18 protein-coding genes are annotated in these 16,769 nt (G+C 62.3%); 9 read left to right on the top strand and 9 right to left on the bottom strand.

Annotated elements, in window-relative coordinates; all coding sequences use genetic code 11:
* Positions 1–25: 25 nt before the first annotated feature.
* On the bottom strand, positions 26–967 hold the full coding sequence (locus L1Z78_RS11785; RefSeq protein ID WP_234641669.1) for a WYL domain-containing protein: 942 nt from the start codon (positions 965–967) through the stop codon (positions 26–28).
* A 134-nt stretch (positions 968–1,101) separates the two neighbouring features.
* Between L1Z78_RS11785 and L1Z78_RS11780 the strand changes: the two genes are divergently transcribed.
* The 4 genes from L1Z78_RS11780 to L1Z78_RS11765 are packed head-to-tail and all read left to right on the top strand — an operon-like array spanning position 1,102 to position 5,564.
* Positions 1,102–2,190, top strand: coding sequence for a cyclic GMP-AMP synthase DncV-like nucleotidyltransferase (locus L1Z78_RS11780; protein WP_234641668.1), 1,089 nt, complete (start codon positions 1,102–1,104; stop codon positions 2,188–2,190).
* Positions 2,187–3,917: a ThiF family adenylyltransferase gene (locus L1Z78_RS11775; protein ID WP_234641667.1), complete on the top strand. Its 1,731-nt coding sequence runs from the start codon at positions 2,187–2,189 to the stop codon at positions 3,915–3,917. Before L1Z78_RS11780 ends, L1Z78_RS11775 begins: the two co-directional genes overlap by 4 nt.
* Positions 3,914–4,396 (top strand): Mov34/MPN/PAD-1 family protein, encoded by a 483-nt coding sequence (locus tag L1Z78_RS11770; RefSeq protein WP_234641666.1) that lies wholly within the window; start codon positions 3,914–3,916, stop codon positions 4,394–4,396. Before L1Z78_RS11775 ends, L1Z78_RS11770 begins: the two co-directional genes overlap by 4 nt.
* Positions 4,389–5,564, top strand: a complete 1,176-nt coding sequence (locus tag L1Z78_RS11765) for an SAVED domain-containing protein (protein ID WP_234641665.1) — start codon at positions 4,389–4,391, stop codon at positions 5,562–5,564. The genes L1Z78_RS11770 and L1Z78_RS11765 overlap by 8 nt, the downstream gene beginning before the upstream one ends.
* A 286-nt stretch (positions 5,565–5,850) precedes the next feature.
* On the opposite strand, the gene L1Z78_RS11760 is transcribed toward L1Z78_RS11765, so the two are convergent.
* Entirely contained in the window at positions 5,851–6,159 is a 309-nt protein-coding gene (locus L1Z78_RS11760; RefSeq protein WP_234641664.1) for a helix-turn-helix domain-containing protein, read from the bottom strand.
* 148 nt (positions 6,160–6,307) lie between these two features.
* On the opposite strand from L1Z78_RS11760, the gene L1Z78_RS11755 reads away from it, so the two are divergent.
* The gene (locus L1Z78_RS11755; protein ID WP_234641663.1) at positions 6,308–6,667 is read left to right on the top strand and encodes a hypothetical protein; all 360 of its coding nucleotides are present in this window, start codon (positions 6,308–6,310) and stop codon (positions 6,665–6,667) included.
* Positions 6,668–6,973: 306 nt separating this feature from the next.
* Here the strand turns inward: L1Z78_RS11755 and L1Z78_RS11750 are convergent, their stop codons facing one another.
* The gene (locus L1Z78_RS11750) at positions 6,974–9,298 is read right to left on the bottom strand and encodes a S8 family peptidase (protein ID WP_234641662.1); all 2,325 of its coding nucleotides are present in this window, start codon (positions 9,296–9,298) and stop codon (positions 6,974–6,976) included.
* A gap of 390 nt (positions 9,299–9,688) precedes the next feature.
* Here L1Z78_RS11750 and L1Z78_RS11745 point away from each other — a divergent pair, with 390 nt between their 5' ends.
* The 3 genes from L1Z78_RS11745 (at position 9,689) to L1Z78_RS11735 (ending at position 11,521) form a co-directional block, all read left to right on the top strand.
* The gene (locus L1Z78_RS11745; RefSeq protein WP_418921697.1) at positions 9,689–10,342 is read left to right on the top strand and encodes a cytochrome b/b6 domain-containing protein; all 654 of its coding nucleotides are present in this window, start codon (positions 9,689–9,691) and stop codon (positions 10,340–10,342) included.
* Positions 10,339–11,130, top strand: coding sequence for a molybdopterin-dependent oxidoreductase (locus L1Z78_RS11740; RefSeq protein WP_234641660.1), 792 nt, complete (start codon positions 10,339–10,341; stop codon positions 11,128–11,130). Before L1Z78_RS11745 ends, L1Z78_RS11740 begins: the two co-directional genes overlap by 4 nt.
* A gap of 97 nt (positions 11,131–11,227) precedes the next feature.
* Complete coding sequence (locus tag L1Z78_RS11735) at positions 11,228–11,521, top strand: pentapeptide MXKDX repeat protein (RefSeq protein WP_234641659.1); 294 nt, start codon at positions 11,228–11,230, stop codon at positions 11,519–11,521.
* Positions 11,522–11,633: 112 nt separating this feature from the next.
* Here the strand turns inward: L1Z78_RS11735 and infA are convergent, their stop codons facing one another.
* The 4 genes from infA to L1Z78_RS11715 all read right to left on the bottom strand — a co-directional run bounded on the left by infA (position 11,634) and on the right by L1Z78_RS11715 (position 14,352).
* A complete protein-coding gene (gene infA, locus L1Z78_RS11730; RefSeq protein WP_267967007.1) occupies positions 11,634–11,897 on the bottom strand; it encodes a translation initiation factor IF-1 in 264 nt (87 codons plus the stop codon).
* A 41-nt stretch (positions 11,898–11,938) separates the two neighbouring features.
* Positions 11,939–12,157, bottom strand: coding sequence for a hypothetical protein (locus L1Z78_RS11725; protein WP_234641658.1), 219 nt, complete (start codon positions 12,155–12,157; stop codon positions 11,939–11,941).
* A gap of 326 nt (positions 12,158–12,483) precedes the next feature.
* Complete coding sequence (locus L1Z78_RS11720) at positions 12,484–12,888, bottom strand: DUF3224 domain-containing protein (RefSeq protein WP_234641657.1); 405 nt, start codon at positions 12,886–12,888, stop codon at positions 12,484–12,486.
* Positions 12,889–12,963: 75 nt separating this feature from the next.
* Positions 12,964–14,352 carry a GntP family permease gene (locus tag L1Z78_RS11715; protein WP_234641656.1) on the bottom strand — a complete coding sequence of 463 codons (1,389 nt, stop codon included), beginning with the start codon at positions 14,350–14,352 and terminating at the stop codon, positions 12,964–12,966.
* 313 nt (positions 14,353–14,665) lie between these two features.
* Between L1Z78_RS11715 and L1Z78_RS11710 the strand changes: the two genes are divergently transcribed.
* The gene (locus tag L1Z78_RS11710) at positions 14,666–14,998 is read left to right on the top strand and encodes a DMT family transporter (RefSeq protein WP_234641655.1); all 333 of its coding nucleotides are present in this window, start codon (positions 14,666–14,668) and stop codon (positions 14,996–14,998) included.
* Here the strand turns inward: L1Z78_RS11710 and hpaH are convergent.
* The gene (gene hpaH, locus L1Z78_RS11705) at positions 14,990–15,793 is read right to left on the bottom strand and encodes a 2-oxo-hept-4-ene-1,7-dioate hydratase (RefSeq protein WP_234641654.1); all 804 of its coding nucleotides are present in this window, start codon (positions 15,791–15,793) and stop codon (positions 14,990–14,992) included. The two genes, L1Z78_RS11710 and hpaH, sit on opposite strands and share 9 nt — an antisense overlap.
* A gap of 13 nt (positions 15,794–15,806) precedes the next feature.
* Complete coding sequence (locus L1Z78_RS11700; RefSeq protein WP_234641653.1) at positions 15,807–16,760, bottom strand: dioxygenase; 954 nt, start codon at positions 16,758–16,760, stop codon at positions 15,807–15,809.
* Between the last annotated feature and the right edge of the window lie 9 nt (positions 16,761–16,769).

Below are 16,769 nucleotides of genomic sequence, written 5' to 3'. Positions count from 1 at the left end.
AGCGCTTTCTGGTGACTGGCTATCGTTATAGCGCCTTAACTTCGCGGTCCGACCGTGGGTCTTTGTAGCCCGGCGCCAGGCGTGCGTTGCTTGCGCCGTACAGGACGAGAGGGTCACGCAGGCCCAGTGCGTACTCCATACCTCGCAGCTGATGGTCTAAAGAACAGTCCACGGACCAGCGACGCAGCATGTAGCCTGCGTTGGCCGCACGGACACGAACCCGAAGCACGCCATCTTCGGCGAAGGGGTAGTCCATGAGGACAACCTCAGGCCGCGTGTGCTGAGGGTGCGGCACAAGCTCCAGCTCAATGATGCGGCTCCACTGCAGGTCGAACTCAGCAGTCTCCTCGCGTTGCACGAGGCTGTCCTCTAGAACCATCGGTTCCTCCATCCGGGTCAGCACGAAGTCGCGGAACTGCAGATTCCTGCGGTCAAAGGCTCGCACGTGCCAGCGGAGACCGCTATCTACAAGGGCTACAGGGACAAGCTCACGCTCGGTGCGGCCACTGTCGATAGACGTGTAGCGAAGTCTGACAGCCTTGCCTCGATGGATCGCGCGGGTGATTGGCGCCAGCACCGACGTCTTCGGCAGGCTCAACGCAGACGGTACTTCACATCGCAGCATCGGGTGTACCTCGTCACCCAACAGCTCACCTAGACCTTCACCGTAGCCCTGGGTAAGGGCGGTCAACACGCGGTGTGCACTGTGCTCGAACAGGGGTTCAAAAGCCTGGGTGGGTCGGTAGACTTTGTCGGAGTTGTCCAACTCTAGGTTTTCCGGCGCCAGCTCTCGATACAGAGCGATATCGCGGGTGGCTCCAGCAGGACCCGTCCCGAAGCGGTCGACGACGTCAGCCCGTCGCAGCTCTCCAAGGAAGTACAGCTTGAAGTCAATGTGGGACAGCCGTTCGCGCTGTGTTTTCGTGAGGCTCGCCAGTGCTTGCGAGCGCTTCTCTGCACGTTTCATATAACGCATCATATCTGACGGTGCAACATGTGACTGTAAAAAATGGCATCTATGCTAATCAAAATGATTGGATATACTGATCATCATTCCGTCACCGCACTGCGGTCTACTCAACCGGCCACCTCGTCAAGTACATGCACCCCCTGATCGCCATCGGGTTGTTCGCAGGTATCGCGTCCTGGCTTCTCTCGAAAGAAAAGGAGGCCAAGATGCCTGCAGTCCAGCGTCAGTTCGAAAACTTCCACAGCGCCATCTGCTTCGATGAAGACGATGAGAAGGCCAAACTGCGCGAGAAGCGCGACACCATCATCAAGGCGCTGAAGGCCAACCTGGGTGATGACGTCCCCACGTTCACGAACTTCAACCAGGGCAGCTATTCCATGCACACGGGCGTGGTGCCGCTCGATGGCAACTTCGACATCGACGTTGGCATCATCTTCGACTGTGACCAGAACAAGTATCCCGACCCGGTGGTGCTCAAGAAGAAGGTTCGGGATGCCGTCAACACGAATTTCCGCACGGTGCTCATCCGCCGTCCGTGTGTCACCGTGAATTACTTGAGCGGTGGCAAGGTCGCATACCACGTCGACCTGGCCATCTACTCCCGTGACGCCAACGGGACGTTGTACCTGGCTAAAGGCAAGGAAAACTCGGCAGAGGAGCACCGTATCTGGGAGATCTCCGGCCCCAAGGAGTTGACCAAGCTCGTCTGCGGCGCCTTCAGCGACTCCGATGAACTGGCTCAGTACCGTCGCTGCATCCGCTACCTGAAACGCTGGCGCCAGTGGCAGTTCACCGGCTCGGGAGCTCCGCTGAGCATCGCACTGACGGTGGCGGCCCTGAAGTGGTTCAAGCCGAACTTCAACACCTCCGGCAAACCCGTCGACCTGCTGGCGATGTTGGACTGGGTCAAGGCGATGCTCAACCAGTTCACCTACGAGTACAACCAGGCCGACGGCACGCACCAACGGCTGAAGGTCATGCTGCCGGTCGCGCCGTACTCCGACCTGATGGCTAAGCGCACGGCTGTGCAGATGAAGACCTTCAAGGAGAAGCTCGAGTCGCTGCGCGACGCTCTCAGCGATGCCTACGACGAGGAACTGCCCGAGGACGCCTGCAAGCTGCTGAAGAAGCAGTTTGGCGACGACTTCAAAGTCCCCGAGAAGGCTCAGACAGCCAAGACAGTCTCGGCTGCAGTCATCAGCACTGGGAACTCAGCTTGACCGAGGCCGCAGTTCAGATCGACGCCGCGAAAATCGACGCGACCTTCGAGGCGGTTGAGGCAGCGTTTGCGCTGCGGGGCGTCCCTGTTGCGCCTCTGCCCAGCGAAGCTCCAAACGTACTGGCCATTGAGCTCACCGGCACGCGCCGGTGGACGGTCTACGTCGACTGCGCGGAGGAGCACTTGCGGTTGCCAAGGGTTACCACAGACCCGCCGACCGCTCTGCTTGCCCATGTCAGCTATAGCGGCTATGTCTGCATCGACGATGAGCAGGGCCTGTCGCTGGACCCAAAGCGTCCCGCAGACATCGTCGCGCACGCTGCGATGAAGGCGTACGACCTGCTGGAAAACTCCGCAGCGGATGCGGCTTCTGGCTACGAGGAGTTTTTCAACGAACTGGAGGGCTACTGGCAGGGCCTTCCAGGGGCGCTTCGCGGGCGGTCGTACTTCGAAGTTGACGGCGCGTCGCGCCTGCTCAAGGGGTTCTCCAACTTCGGCTTGAAGAAGCCAACCTGGTACTTCCTGGAGCGAGACGCCAGCATTCCTTGGGAGGTGGAAAACCAGAAGCTTGAGTCTCACCGCGCCCTTTACGTCCACCTGGACCAGGTGGGCTTGCCGCCCGTGCAGCCGGACAAGTTGACCCCGGCCTTCATCGACGATGTTCTGCAGCGCATGTCGCCGGACCAACTCGCGCTCTGGGACAAGCTGGTCGGACCGTCGAAAAACTCCCCGAAGCGGCTGGCGCTACTGGTGTCAGTGCCGCGCCAGGCTGGCGGGCGCTCCCTGGTGGCAGCCTCATTCACGGCAAGCCGCGGCGCAGTCGACAAGAAGGGGATAGCGACTCCTCTGACCATGCGGCGACACACGCCGACATACATGCGCGAGCGTGGCGGTGCGTCGCTTGACTTGCTCAACAAGCACATCGCTGTGCTCGGCGCGGGGGCCGTGGGGTCGGTGGTCGTGGACACGCTGGCTGCTGCAGGCGTTGGCAAGCTGACGGTCGTCGACCACGATGAATACTCTGAGGACAACGTTTTCCGTCACGTCCTTCAGCCCCTGTACATCGACATGGAGAAGCCGTTAGGCATGAAGTTGGCGCTGGAACGACGCTACCCAGGCTTGAAGATCACCCCGGTGGCCACGACAGGGCAGACGTGGCTCAAGACGGCTGATCTCAGCCAGTACGACGGCATCGTGCTGGCCTTCGGTTCTCCGTCCATCGAGCGGTCATTTTCGAAGGCTTTCAGGGCCGGTAGTCATGACCTCCCCGTGGTATTTACCTGGCTTGAGGCGCTCGATCTCGGCGGGCACTCGATGCTCATGTGGACTAGAGGCGAGGGATGCCTCAACTGCGCCTACCGCGACGACGAAGGACAGCCGTCCCTGGCTTCGCGTACCGCCTTCTTGGAACCCAACCAGCCGGTCACGCGCAATCTCACTGGATGCGCGGGTGCATTCGTGCCCTACGGCCCGGTTCAGTCCCGGCGCACCGGCTTGATGGCAGCGGAGCACATCCTGTCGGCAGTAAGTGCCGTTGCCGCGGGCGATGCCAAGCGCCGGCCTTCCTACAAGTTCTGGGTGGGCGAGGGCAAGGTCGCCGCCAAGCAGGGGCTGCGCACGACTCCCTGGTTCCAGCTCGCGCGGACCACTTCCGAGGAGGTGGCTACCAAACAGGTATTCGGGCGCCCGTGCCCGCATTGCCGGGCGCCAAAGGAGCCGGCGCCGTGAAGCTCGTCTTTCGCGTAACGCCGAAGCAGCGGCTCATCATCGTCGAGCACGCACTCAAGCAGATGCAGGCGTTCGCCCAGCATCGCTCGGACGACCGTGAAGCAGGTGGAGTCCTTCTTGGCCGGCACCTGTTGGACTCGCGCGACGTGGTCGTCGATGAGGTGTCGACGCCGCAGAGCAGTGACCGTCGCAGCAGGTACGGGTTCTTCCGTTCTTCCAAGCACCAGGCGCTGGCGCGACAGCGATGGCTGGAAGAGAACAGCACCTCCGCCTACCTTGGGCTCTGGCACACACATCCCGAGCGCGACCCCACACCGTCGAGAGTTGACCAGCGCGACTGGCAGCAGGCTGTCGCCGACGACACCTATGAGGGCGACCGCTTGTTTTTCCCCATCGTCGGCACTCACTGCATCCGGATTTGGACGCTGAGCCGCCGAGGCACGTATCGCGAATTGAAGTTGGAGAACAAGAATGCCTAAACCAAAAGCAACGCCTGATCCGAGCACCTCCACAACTGCTGCTCCCGTGACCAGGTCTGTCGCGCGAGCCTACATTTCCGCGCCGGTCCGGCGAGACCTCTGGATCGCTGCGGCTGGTCGTTGTGAATTCCGCGGCTGCTGCAAGCCTGTAGACCGCGACTTTCTTACCAAGAAGGCCAAGAGCGTAGTCGGCGAATTCGCTCATATCATTGCTGACAGCCCAGCAGGCGCTCGAGGCGTTCCGGGGCTGTCGGAAAAGCTGGCGGCAGACCCCAGCAACCTCATGCTGGCCTGCTTCGACTGCCATTCACGAATAGACCGCCACGGCCAGAGCAACGAATTCACTGCTGAGCAACTTCGAGCCATGAAGCGCGACCACGAGGCTCGCATCGAGTTCATGTACTCGGCCACTGGTGTTGAGGAAAGCATGCCCGTCGTGATGTCGTTCCCTGTCGGCGCCCACGTGCCTGTGATCGACGTGCGCCACATCCAGCACGCGATGCTGATGAACAGCGGCTTTAAACGCTTCCCCACGGCCGGCTCGGTACACATCGACCAGAGCAACTTCTTCTTGCAGGACAACGAACCTGATTTCTGGGGCAACGCTCAGCGCGCTCTTACCCAGCAGTATGAGCAGCGCATCCTGCCCGAGCTCGTTGCAAGGAAAGGAGCCGTGCACCTCACTATCGCCGGCTTCGCTCCTATCCCAATGCTTATGAAGCTGGGGGCACTGGTGGGCGACAAGACGCCTGCGGCCGTCATGGACTTGCCGAACGAGAAGTGGCTCTGGGACACGCGCGACGCTTGCCCCGAGCCCAGCTACACATTCACGGTACCGCCTGCGCTCCCTCGCGAAATATCGGTCGTCGTCAGCATCTCGGGCAGGGCCCAGCACCCCGTTGGCCGCGACGTCGTGGAGTTCCATGCCGTTGCGCCTGACCGCGGCATCATCCGCAAGGAGTCCCATGTACAGCAGTTCCGCACGAGCTTCAACGCCTTCCTGCAGCAGCTGTTTGCCGCCGGCGCTCGGGTCCTGCACCTGCATCCGGCGACGCCGCTGTCAGCAAGCATCGAGATCGGTAGGACCCTGCTGCCCAAGGCGTTCGAAGAGGTTCATATCTGGGAGTGGCAAGCACCTGAGTGGAAGCCGGCGCTGAGGCTTAAGTAGTAACGTATGCGGGTCGCACGGCCCAGCTCCGCGTCAAGGCCGGGTGAGCACTAGCAAGTGCGCTGAACGCCCAGTGTGTCAGGAGTCGCCAGAGATGCCTAGCCCCAGACATCGCCTTGGCGTGAGACATGCAGAGCGCGGCGCTCAGCGAAATCGTTGAACGGCAGCTATCGGGCGCTGAGCTTGGAAACTCAAAGGACCGCAATCGCTGCACAGCAGCCATTGACCAAGGCACTGCGAATAACTCCAATGTACCCCAAGCCAACTCCCAAGCACCCCGAACGCCCTACCCCTTCAACACCTCGCTCACCCGCTTGCGCACCGCCCCACTCGCCCGTCCATACATGAGCAGCAACTCAGCCACCTCGTCATCCGCATCCGAGTAGAAAAACGCCATCGGTACCTGGAGCACCTGCGCCAGCTTGCGTGCCGTCAGCAGGTCCGGCTTGTGGACCCCCAGCTCATAGCGGTTGATCCGCGCACTTGCGACGAACGAATCAATCCCGGCCTCAACGCCCAGCATCTTCTGCGAAAGGCCTGCGGCCAGCCGTGCCTGCTTGAGCCTCGCGCCCCATTGTTCATCTGCGTCTGACATCTCGTGCTTTCCAAAAGCTACGAGATTCGTAGGTATGGTGTATTCTCGATACTACGAGTTGCGTAGCTACCCCGGCCCACGGCCAGTAACCGCTACGAGGACGTTCTTGCCGCGCGCGCGCATCGCTTCGACACGGGAGGACAACCCCATGAAGCACATCCCCATCCCTCCCCAGACAACCCCCCAACCCCAGAAGTTCGCCACCGCCCTCAACGAGGTGGACCGCTTCGTGCAGCAAGGCTGTGCCGAGGTCTCCGCCCTCGCCCAGCTGGCCTTGGCCTGGCTGGAGAGCCCCGATGGCTGCCGGCGACTCGAAGTGGTGGCGCAGGCGCTGCAGACCATACGCAACAGCGCCGATTCGCTGGCGGAGTACGCGGGCAGCGAGGCCAGGGCACTGAACTGCGAGTACGAGGACCAGGCCGGGGTGCGCCGCAGCGAAGCGGCCAAGGTGGCGGCCGAGGAAGCCGCGCAGGCGTTCGCCATGGCGGGGCCGGCAGCAGCGCGCTGAGACATGTCGGCACGGTGCGGGCGGTGTCAGCCCGCCCGCGTGTCTATGCCTCCCTCGGGCTCGAAGGCGAAGCCCACGCCGTACACGTAGCGAATCCACTCGTGGCTGTCGTCCGCTGCCTTGACTCGCAGTGCAGGAAAAAGGATTTGCCGCATCCATCGCAAGAAAAGATTGCAATCGATGCGGCAAAGATGGCAACAGCAATCATCCATGCGGGCGTCGAGGGCCCACACTCCGGTCAAACGCCTTCCGATGACGGGATGGTTGCGCAGCTTTCAGACCATATTTCTTATGGACTGCCCCGCCTCACAAAGGCGAACGAATGCGGCGAAAGCCGTATGTACCGGAAGGAAGTGCTTGCGGGGCCGCAACACTCCCTTTCGTGGCAATGAAAGCCGTCACATCCGCCACGCTCGCATAGGCATCGCCGCCCTTGATGGCGGCGTAAAAGCCAGCCACATGCGGGGCAGCCATGGATGTTCCGGACATGCGCACCATGCTGGTCGGACCAGCTGCACTGGCAGACTCCACGGAATCGGAGAATCCATTTCCACCAGGCGCGAGAAAGATCGGTCCATCAAAATTTCCGGGATGAGCAATATTGGCGTAACCGGCCCTGGCCATGCCAAAGGCGTCATTATTCACCGCACTTGCCTTGATGACTTTTGATATGCATGCAGGAAAACTGATACCGGAAGTGCTACCGCTATTTCCTGTGGCAGCAACGACAGGGACACCGCGCGAAGTCAGATTCGCAACAGCCAAAGCAAATGACCCGTAATAATAATCACAAGTGCCGCCATATAATTGATTACTACCCAGGCTCATGTTGACTATATATGGATTCATGATCCCCGGCGTCGTAGCAGCATAAACCTCCGCCAATCCCGCAAGCAGATCATCATTGAATGCACTAGGACTCCCACTGCCACTCACTGGATAGGAGAAGATCTGAACTGCCACAATGGAAGCGTCAGGAGACACACCCTGATTCCCGAATCCAGTATAGTAACTTTGACGGCCTGCAGCAATTCCCGCCACATGGGTACCATGCGAACATGCGCTTGAACTGCTATTGCAATAAGGCATGCCGGAATTTGGCGTCCCCACCGCGCTATCTCCGCTCATATTTTGCGATGGGCAAATTGACTTGTAGCCTGAAGCATTGGTTCCAAAGCAGGCTTCATTCGAGATACGCGATGCTCCTGCAGCGTTCTTGAACATCATATGATTCTTCGCAACGCCCGTATCAAAGACAATCATCAACTGACCGGCTCCCCTGAATCCCGCCGACCAGGCGGGCCCCATGTTGATCTGATATGTACTGTTGTTGAGCGAAGGCGTCGCCACCGGCTTCACGAGCTCCACCGAGCGGATTCTTGCGTCCCTCTTCTCATAAAGTGCTTTCAACTGCTCGGCACCAAGCCGCACCGTGAACACGCCCAGGCCGGCATGGGCCTGCACATCGCCGTCGCCACCATGGCCAACGCCTTGCATGGCAGAGCGAAACGAATCCTGATTGGCCTGGCTTTGTACTTTCCATGCCTTTTCACTCATGTACCCTTGATAGGGTGAATAGGACTCCCCGCCTCGCATCGTGATGATGACCTGGGCTTCACCCTGGTCGAATGCCGTATCCATGACTTCTTCGGGCCAATGCGATTCATCTTCAACCCCCAGCACCTTCATTGACCTCACTTCCGGTGCCATCCTCAGCGCATAATAAGCAGGCCAGTCGATGCGGGCCTGCACCACAGCAGATGGCCCCGATCCAGCTTTCGAACTTTCAAGTATCTGCATTCCTGCACCGAACTTGGAATTTTTGAAAACATCCTGGGCCATCCCGCCTGCGCCGTGAGAAAAAGAGTTGGCCTGATAGACTGTATCGCCATGCTCTCCTATGTGATAGTCCATATCCGAATTGACAGACAGCACCACATCAACAGACCCTTTTTTGCCGAGTTCGCGCTCGATATTCCTCTGGGTTTCACTGCTCATCCACGCACGATCTCGCAAGCCTCTGGTATCGTCTGGCTGTATTGACTTGGCCATTCCGGATTGCTCGAGCAATTCCAGGCCGCGGCGTGTAATCAGCAGACCGACTTGCCCCATTCCATTGTTCCATGAGCCCACCTCTGAAACATCCTGACCCAGGATCGACCGTATTGCGTGCGTGTGCTGCGCTGTTTCCGATCGGATGGATGCCGAGCCCCTTGCCTGCACTACATCCGGCTCGAGGTCCTGAACCGTCACCATGACGCTCATCAATCCACCCGCATCACTTGCCTGGCGCATCAGGAAATCCCTGTCCACAGGATTCAACAATCCAGCCGAGACAGGAACATGCATGAGCGCGGCGCCCGATGCAAGAGCGAATGGTGCGAGATGGAGAATGATTTTTCCTGCCGCGCCTGCAAAAGCATTTTCTTTCATTCGGTCCTCCTGAAAAACCGCATCAATCGCCATCGATGTGCAAATGCACATCCACAAGTGATTCACGCGCATTGGATGATTGGAACACGTCGGCGTCAGAGCCGAATTGATCGTATTCTTCAAAAAAAACAGAAGCGTGCGGGAATTCATCAATTGAACGCAAGAAAATTTCAAGCAATAATTGATCAAATCACCCACCGGTTCATTTGCAGCGTGATTTCGCTTGCGAGATCACCGACATTCGAGACGCAATCAACCTCGGGGGCATCATGTGCACTTGACTTGCACCCAAGACTTGCGACCCAGCAACCGCCATGGATTCTTTTGCAATTACTTGCGGAAGGGACATTGGGGCCACCTGAATACGCCGGTGCGCTTTCAAGCCCATGGGCTGCAGCGGCAGACAAGTGAGAGGGTCAGGGGCTCCATGCGGAGAAGCCGCAGGTCCGGCCAGCTATCCGCTGGCATCGCGGCGCGCACGTTGGCGGACCATCTGGCCGGATGCGCGCAGGCCAGCGACCAAGCCTTGGGAGTTATCACGATTAATTGAAGTTTGCGTGATACATCCGCCACCGGGTCCCTCCAACAATGGGACCCATGGACACCACCCTCACGACCCCCCAACCGGCACAGCCCGAGGATGACCAGCGAATCCACCCGCTGTGGCTGCGCCTCACGCATTGGCTCAATGCGCTGGCCGTGGCCATCCTGGTGGCCAGCGGCTGGCGCATCTACAACGCGGCCCCGTTCTTTGATTTCAGCTTTCCGGGCCCCATCACGCTGGGCGGCTGGCTGGGCGGGGCACTGCAATGGCATTTCGCGGCCATGTGGCTGCTGGTGTTCAACGGCCTGGTGTACCTGCTGCTCAACATCGCCAGCGGGCGCTGGGCCCGCAAGTTCTTTCCCGTCAGCGTGCAGGGCGTGCGCCAGGACCTGCTGGCCGCCCTCAAGGGCCGGCTCTCGCACGCCGACCCGGCCCGCTACAACCATGTGCAAAAGCTGGCCTACCTGTTCGTGGTGCTGGACCTGGTGGTGATCGTGCTGTCGGGCCTGGTGCTCTGGAAGTCGGTGCAGTTCCCCCTGCTGCGCGAGCTGCTGGGCGGCTATGAATCCGCACGGCGCGTGCACTTCTTCGGCATGTCCGCGCTGGTGGCCTTCGTGGTCGTGCACCTGGCAATGGTCGCCCTGGTGCCCCGGACCTTCCTGACCATGATCCACGGCCGTGCGCCCAAGTCACCATGAAAATCTTCAAAGCCCCTTCCCTGACCGGCGTCGATGGCCAAGCCGTGGTGCGCGAGGCACGCTCGCTGATCGCCCGCAAGCTGGACCAGCCCGCACGCCGCGCCTTTTTGCAACGCTCGCTGACGCTGGGCGGCCTGTCCCTGCTCACGGGCTGCAGCATCAGCGATGACAGCCACGTCGAGGCCGTGCTCAGCCAGGTGTCGCGCTTCAACGACCGCATGCAGGGCCTGCTCTTCAGTCCCACGCGGCTGGCGCCCACCTATTCCGCAGCCGAGATCACGCGCCCCTTCCCCTTCAATGCCTATTACGGCGAGGACGAGGTGCGCGAGGTGGATGAGGCCCGCTGGCGCCTGGAAGTGACCGGCATGGTCGCCGACCGCCATGCCTGGACCCTGGCCGAGCTGCGCGCCATGCCGCAGGACGAACAGATCACGCGCCATATCTGCGTGGAAGGCTGGAGCGCCATAGGCCGCTGGGGCGGCGTGCGCTTTGCCGATTTCCTGCGCCACATAGGCGCCGACACCAGTGCCAAGTACGTCGGCTTCAAGTGCGTTGACGACTACTTCACCAGCATCGACATGGCCACGGCCCTGCATCCGCAGACGCTGATGGCATTGACTTACGACGGGCAGCCCCTGCCGCCCAGATATGGCTTTCCGATGAAGCTGCGCATGCCCACCAAGCTGGGCTACAAGAACCCGAAGCACATCCAGGCCATGTTCGTCACCAACACCTACTCCGGCGGCTACTGGGAAGACCAGGGCTACAACTGGTTCGGAGGCAGTTGACGGGCCTTGAAGGCCCGGCGTGCTGCCAACGAAGGTGCGATGGCCTGCTCCCGGAGCCGGCCGATTCTGCCAACCGCAAACCCAAAGGAAGACTCACATGACCAAGCTCACCACCCACATGCTCGCCGCCTGCATCGCCATGGCCGCCGCGTCGGCCACCCCGGCATTCGCTGCGGACGAGATGACCAGGGACGCCATGGCTCCGGCCGGCGCCATGTCCAAGGATTCCATGAAGAAGGACCACATGGCCAAGGACGGCATGAAGAAGGACCACATGGCAAAGGACGCAATGAAACAGGACGGAATGGCCAATGACGCCAGGAAAAAGGACGGAATGGCCAAGGAGGGCATGCACAAGGACGGCATGAAGAAGGAGGCCATGTCCAGGTAAGCACTCCGGGCCCCCGGGCACATGCGGGTGCCGGAGCGCCAGCGGCCGGCCCGGACCGCCTGGCGCCGCAGGACCTGCCACCTGCGGTGCAGGTCCGCCCTGGGGAATCTGCTCAGCGGCGGCGCTGGGGAGGGCGCGGCGCGCCACCTGCACGGGTCTCGATGTGCCGGAAGGTCAGGCGTCCCTTGTTCAGGTCATAGGGGGACATCTCCAGCGTCACCTTGTCGCCAGCCAGTACACGGATGCGGTGCTTGCGCATTTTGCCGCCGGTGTAGGCGATCAGCTGGTGTCCGTTTTCCAGTGTCACCCGGAAGCGGGAATCGGGCAGCACTTCGTCCACCCGGCCCTGCATTTCGATCAGTTCTTCTTTAGCCAAAGGTTCTCCTGTAGTACGTGTTGAAAATCGGGTGCCGCGATTCAACCCAGTTGCCGGTCCTGCACCAGGATGCGCCCCTGGGCCAGCGCGAATCGCGATGCGAGGGCTTCGTCGGCGAACTGCGGGATGAAGCGGAAGATGCGGTCGTAGGCTCCGCGGCGGATGGAAACGGCGGCGGCCACCTGGCCGCGGCCGTTGGCCTGTGTGAGCGGTGTGAGCACGTAGTGGCCCACCTGCTCCGTAATGTTGGAATGCAGCATGGATAGGGGTGGCCGCGCACCGTGCAGGAGCGGGCCATGAAAAGAGAGAGAAAACCCTGCGGCATGCAGGCTGGGGGCGGACCCGGATGAAGGTAGGGGTCCGCGTGGGATTCGCCGTTGAGGGTGACAACCGCGACTCCTGATCGGCAGGAGCGGCTGTTCAGCCCGTCGGCTTCTGGCTTTCAGCAGCAGAGGGGCTGGGGTGTCGCAGCAGCGCTGAAGAGGCGAACAACAAGAACAGCGCAGTCGGGCAGTATAGGCCAATTGCCGGCGACGCGCCCGGGCAGTGCTGCCCGCCTGCGGCAACACGCACGGCCGTGGGCCTTTCAGGCCTGCGGCAATTCGTAGGCGAAGCGATAGGAGTGCGCCCCACCTTCGGCAATGGCGATCACCATGCGCCCGGAGATGCCCGCCAGCCCATCGGTGCCCGAATCCGGCACCACCGTGATGGACTGCGTGGGCGTGCCGCGCTCCATGGTGGAGCTGTGCTGTAGCACGAAGCTGCCGCTGCGGCCATGCAGTGCGCCGCGCACCGTTTCCATGGCGACGTAGCCCGCCGAGCCCTGCACTCCGCTGCGAAACGACAGCATCTCGCCCTGGCTGACGGCCCGCAGGTCACCATCGAATCGCTTGTCCAGGGACAGCCGGCCCAGCCCGGTGTCTTCGGCGACGGCGCTCAGCGGCTGCGGGGCGAGCAGGATGTCGAAGAGGCCGTTGGCGGTGTGCTTCATTGCAGGCATCCTTGGAAAATTGCGTAAGAGCAGGCAGCTTACTGTATTTGCATACAGCATCCATCCACTTCCTTCTCACCCCAGCCGGGGCAGCAGATTGAACAGCAGCACCATCAGCAGCCCCACGAAGGAGACGATGGACTGCACCACCGTGATGGTCTTGGTGGCCTCGCCCATGCTCATGCCGAAGGACTCCTTGACCATCCAGAATCCCGCGTGGTTGGCGTAGTTGAAGAACAGCGAGCCGCAGCCGATGGCCAGCGCCAGCAGCGGGACGTTGAGCGAGGGATCGGAGGCGGCCAGCGGCGCCAGCAGTCCGGCCGCGCCGACGATGCCGACCGTGGCGGAGCCCGTGGAGACGGACAGCAGCATGGCGATCAGCCAGCCCAGCACCAGCGGCGGCAGGGCGAACTGCTGGGTCATGTGGACGATGGCGTCGCCCACCTTGGCGCTGGTCAGGATCTGCTGGAAAGCGCCGCCGCCCGCAATGATGAGCATGATGCCGGCAATGGGCTTGAGGCTCTTGCCCAGCGCATCGCGCAGCTTCTCGGCATCGCCGCCGCGCAGGTAGACCATGGTGATGGAGGCGAACACCACGCCCAGCAGCATGGCCACCAGCGGATTGCCCAGGAAGGCCGCCATGCGCAGCAGGCCCGATCCCTTGGGCAGCACGATCTCGGCCACGGCATGCAGCAGCATCAGCAACGCGGGCAGCAAGGCGCACAGCACCCCCAGGCCGATGCCGGGCCGGCCCTGCGCAGCCCCCTCCTGCTTGCCGACCGTGAACTGTTCCAGCAGCGCATCGTCGGGCCGCGTGGTCATGCGCGGGGCGATGAAGGCGCCATACAGCGGGCCGCCCAGCACCATCGCCGGAATCACGGCCAGAAAGCCGTAGAGCATGGTCGGGCCGACCGAGGTATGCAGCGTGGCGATGGCGGTCAGCGGCCCCGGGTGCGGCGGCACCATGCCGTGCATGGCGGCCAGCGCCGAGATCACGGGCACGCCCACGTAGACATAGGCCGAGCCCTTGAAGCGCTGCTGGCTCTCCAGCTTGCGCGCCACGCTGAAGATCAGCGGCAGCATCACCACCAGCCCCACCTCGAAGAACATGGGGATGCCGATCACGAAGGCCACCACGGTCATGGCCCAGGGGATCATGCGGTCCGAAGTGCGTCCCAGGATGGCACTGGCCAGGGTCTCGGTGGTGCCCGAGTCCGCCAGGATCTTGCCCAGCATGGCACCCAGGGCGATCACCACGCCCACGGCGCCCAGCGTCTTGCCGGCACCGTCGGTGAGGTTCCTGGCGATGTCTCCCGGCGCCATGCCCGTGGCAAAGCCCACGCCGATGGAAACCATCAGCAGGGCCAGCAAGGGATGCAGGCGGATGCGCGAAACGATCAGCGCGACGAGGACCAGCACACTGGCCAGCGCGATGAGCAGCAGTTGGGTATCGAAGGAGGACATGGGCAATGGTGTTGTGGTTTTGGCGCCGGATCCGCCTGCGCGAAGGCAAGGCGTTTCCAATCGCTACAAATCCTATGCCCGGGGTTGGGGGCGGGCTGTAGGTTTCAGGCTTGTTTGCAGGGACGCAGGGCTTAGGAGCGGCGGCGCCACGAAGCCACATCAATCTGTGCATTGACGCCTGTGGGCCGGCAAAGCAGCGGCGCTGCCGATCACGATGCACGCCGGGCCGATGGACTATCATTTCGGCTCTGTCGGGGTACCGCTTCCTCTTGTTGCACCGTGTCCGGTATAGACACGGTGGCTGGAGGACTGCGTGAACCCGCAAACGTTTTCATGGCTGTTGATCGCCGCAAGCATCGCCGCCGAAGTCGCTGGAACCGTCGCCATGCGTTATTCGGATGGACTTACACGGCCCCTGCCGTCCTTGGTCACTGGTATTTCATACCTGTTTGCCATCTGGTCGATGTCATTGGCGGTGCGGCATCTTGAAGTCGGACTGGCTTATGCAGTATGGGCAGGCACGGGGACGGCGCTGATCGCGCTGGCCGGCATGCTCTGGCTGGGCGAGTCCACCGCGCCCACACGCATCATCGCCCTCTTGCTCATTGTGCTGGGCGTACTGCTGCTAAAAGCCCATTCAGGCTGATCCCGCGAACGACACCCCGATGGAGCCCAGTGGACCAAAGTCCGCATGGATGGTGTCGCCAGCCGTGACCGCCGTGGGCCGGGTGAAGGAGCCCGCCAGCAGGATGTGGCCCGCCTGCAGCGTGATGCCATGGCCCGCCAGCTTGTTGGCCAGCCAGACGATGCCCATGGCAGGATGGCCCATGACGGCGGCGGAAACGCCTGACTCCTCGATCACGCCGTTCTTCGACAGGGTGGCGCCCACCCAGCGCAGATCGATGTCCATGGGTCGCACGATGCGTCCCCCGGTGACCATGGCAGCGGCGGCGGCATTGTCCGCGATGGTGTCGCAGATGCTGCGGGGCACCTGCGTCCGGTAGTCGATGATCTCGAGTGCCGGGGTGACATAGGCCGTGGCGTCGAGAACGTCGTAGACCGTCACCGGTCCTGCGCCCGGCGGCTTGTCCAGCGGACGGCCCAGCACGAACGCCAGCTCCACTTCCAGGCGCGGCATGTGGAACTGCGCAACCTCTATGCGGGCGCCGTCGGGGTAGAGCATGTGGTCCAGGAGCACGCCGTAGTCCGGCTCGTCCATCTTCGACGCCATCTGCATGGCGCGCGAAGTCAGGCCGATCTTGTGGCCGACGATGCGCGCGCCGGCCTGCACCTTGGCATCGGCCCACAGTTGCTGCACAGCGTAGGCGTCCTCGATCTCCATGCCGGGCCAGGTCCGGCTGACCTGGGGGATGGGCTGTCGGCTTTTTTCCGCCCGCAGCAGCGCCTGGGCGGCTTGCTGGCGTTCAGTGGCATTGATCATCTTCGGGCTTTCTTCAGTGAGGAACTGCGGATGGCTGCAGCACGGCAAGCGTCGGGCGCTCTCCCCCGGCCTTGCCGGTGATGGGCGGCCTGGGCAGGCTCGCCTCGCCGGCCTCGATCACGAAGTGGTGGTCCAGCGTGTACCAGGCGCCCTGCACATCGGCGGCGGGCGGTGCCTCTGCCGAATGCAGCACGTACTGGCCGATCAGGGCGCGGGTCACGCCGAACTGCACATCGGTCTCCAGGTGCGGATCGTCACTGGAATACACCTGGGCAAACTGCGTCTTGAAGCCGGGCTTGTAGACCATGAAGTGGATGTGGGCCGGGCGCATGTTGTGCCGGCCCTGCGCGCGCAGCAGGGCGCCCACCGGGCCGCTCAAGGGGATGGGATAGCCCACGGGCTTGATGGTGCGAAAGGCGATGCGCCCTGCCGCGTCGGTCCTGAACTTGCCGCGCAGATTCATGTCGGCCTGGCCCGGGTCCTGGTTCTCGTAGAAGCCCTCGGACGATGCCTGCCAGACATCGACTTCGGCGTCCGGCACGGGCCGGCCCTGCCGGTCGCGCACCCAGGCCGTCACGAACACCGGCATGCCCGGCGTCGGTGACCGCACGATGGAGCCGCCGTTGTCCGTCGGCGGCGAATCCATGCGCCAGAACGGCCCCATCAGGTTGGCCGTGGTCTCGGTCTGGCCGTTGTCCCCGTTGTTCAGCAGGCAGACCAGCGCGGACAGGCCCAGCGAGCCGGCGATCAGCACCACCTCGTTGTGGGACGCGGTGGTGAGCTGGCCCAGTTGCGCGATGACGGTGCAGGCCTGGTGGAACTCCGCCTCCGTCAGGCGGGCATCGCGGATGAAGCCATGCAGATGCGTGACCGCTGCGGTCATGATTTCCCGGAAACGAGGGTCGGGCGATCGCTGCAATTGCTCCAGCACGGCAGCCGTCACGTCGCCTTGCTTTTCGATGATCATGGGCATCTC

It is taken from the genome of Delftia tsuruhatensis (assembly GCF_903815225.1).
GTDB classification, from domain to species: domain Bacteria; phylum Pseudomonadota; class Gammaproteobacteria; order Burkholderiales; family Burkholderiaceae_C; genus Comamonas; species Comamonas tsuruhatensis_A.
The sequence above is the reverse complement of the archived record's forward strand: the minus strand, read 5'-3'. Positions and strand labels throughout refer to the sequence as shown.

Excerpts from the sequence above, each read along its gene's own strand:
- L1Z78_RS11755 (WP_234641663.1), top strand. The coding sequence starts at position 6,308 with ATGAAGCACATCCCCATCCCTCCCCAGACAACCCCCCAACCCCAGAAG.
- L1Z78_RS11765 (WP_234641665.1), top strand. The coding sequence starts at position 4,389 with ATGCCTAAACCAAAAGCAACGCCTGATCCGAGCACCTCCACAACTGCT.
- L1Z78_RS11785 (WP_234641669.1), bottom strand. The coding sequence starts at position 967 with ATGAAACGTGCAGAGAAGCGCTCGCAAGCACTGGCGAGCCTCACGAAA.
- L1Z78_RS11715 (WP_234641656.1), bottom strand. The coding sequence starts at position 14,352 with ATGTCCTCCTTCGATACCCAACTGCTGCTCATCGCGCTGGCCAGTGTG.
- L1Z78_RS11780 (WP_234641668.1), top strand. The coding sequence starts at position 1,102 with ATGCACCCCCTGATCGCCATCGGGTTGTTCGCAGGTATCGCGTCCTGG.
- hpaH (WP_234641654.1), bottom strand. The coding sequence starts at position 15,793 with ATGATCAATGCCACTGAACGCCAGCAAGCCGCCCAGGCGCTGCTGCGG.
- L1Z78_RS11740 (WP_234641660.1), top strand. The coding sequence starts at position 10,339 with ATGAAAATCTTCAAAGCCCCTTCCCTGACCGGCGTCGATGGCCAAGCC.
- L1Z78_RS11745 (WP_418921697.1), top strand. The coding sequence starts at position 9,689 with ATGGGACCCATGGACACCACCCTCACGACCCCCCAACCGGCACAGCCC.
- L1Z78_RS11725 (WP_234641658.1), bottom strand. The coding sequence starts at position 12,157 with ATGCTGCATTCCAACATTACGGAGCAGGTGGGCCACTACGTGCTCACA.
- L1Z78_RS11735 (WP_234641659.1), top strand. The coding sequence starts at position 11,228 with ATGACCAAGCTCACCACCCACATGCTCGCCGCCTGCATCGCCATGGCC.
- L1Z78_RS11720 (WP_234641657.1), bottom strand. The coding sequence starts at position 12,888 with ATGAAGCACACCGCCAACGGCCTCTTCGACATCCTGCTCGCCCCGCAG.
- L1Z78_RS11700 (WP_234641653.1), bottom strand. The coding sequence starts at position 16,760 with ATGATCATCGAAAAGCAAGGCGACGTGACGGCTGCCGTGCTGGAGCAA.
- L1Z78_RS11760 (WP_234641664.1), bottom strand. The coding sequence starts at position 6,159 with ATGTCAGACGCAGATGAACAATGGGGCGCGAGGCTCAAGCAGGCACGG.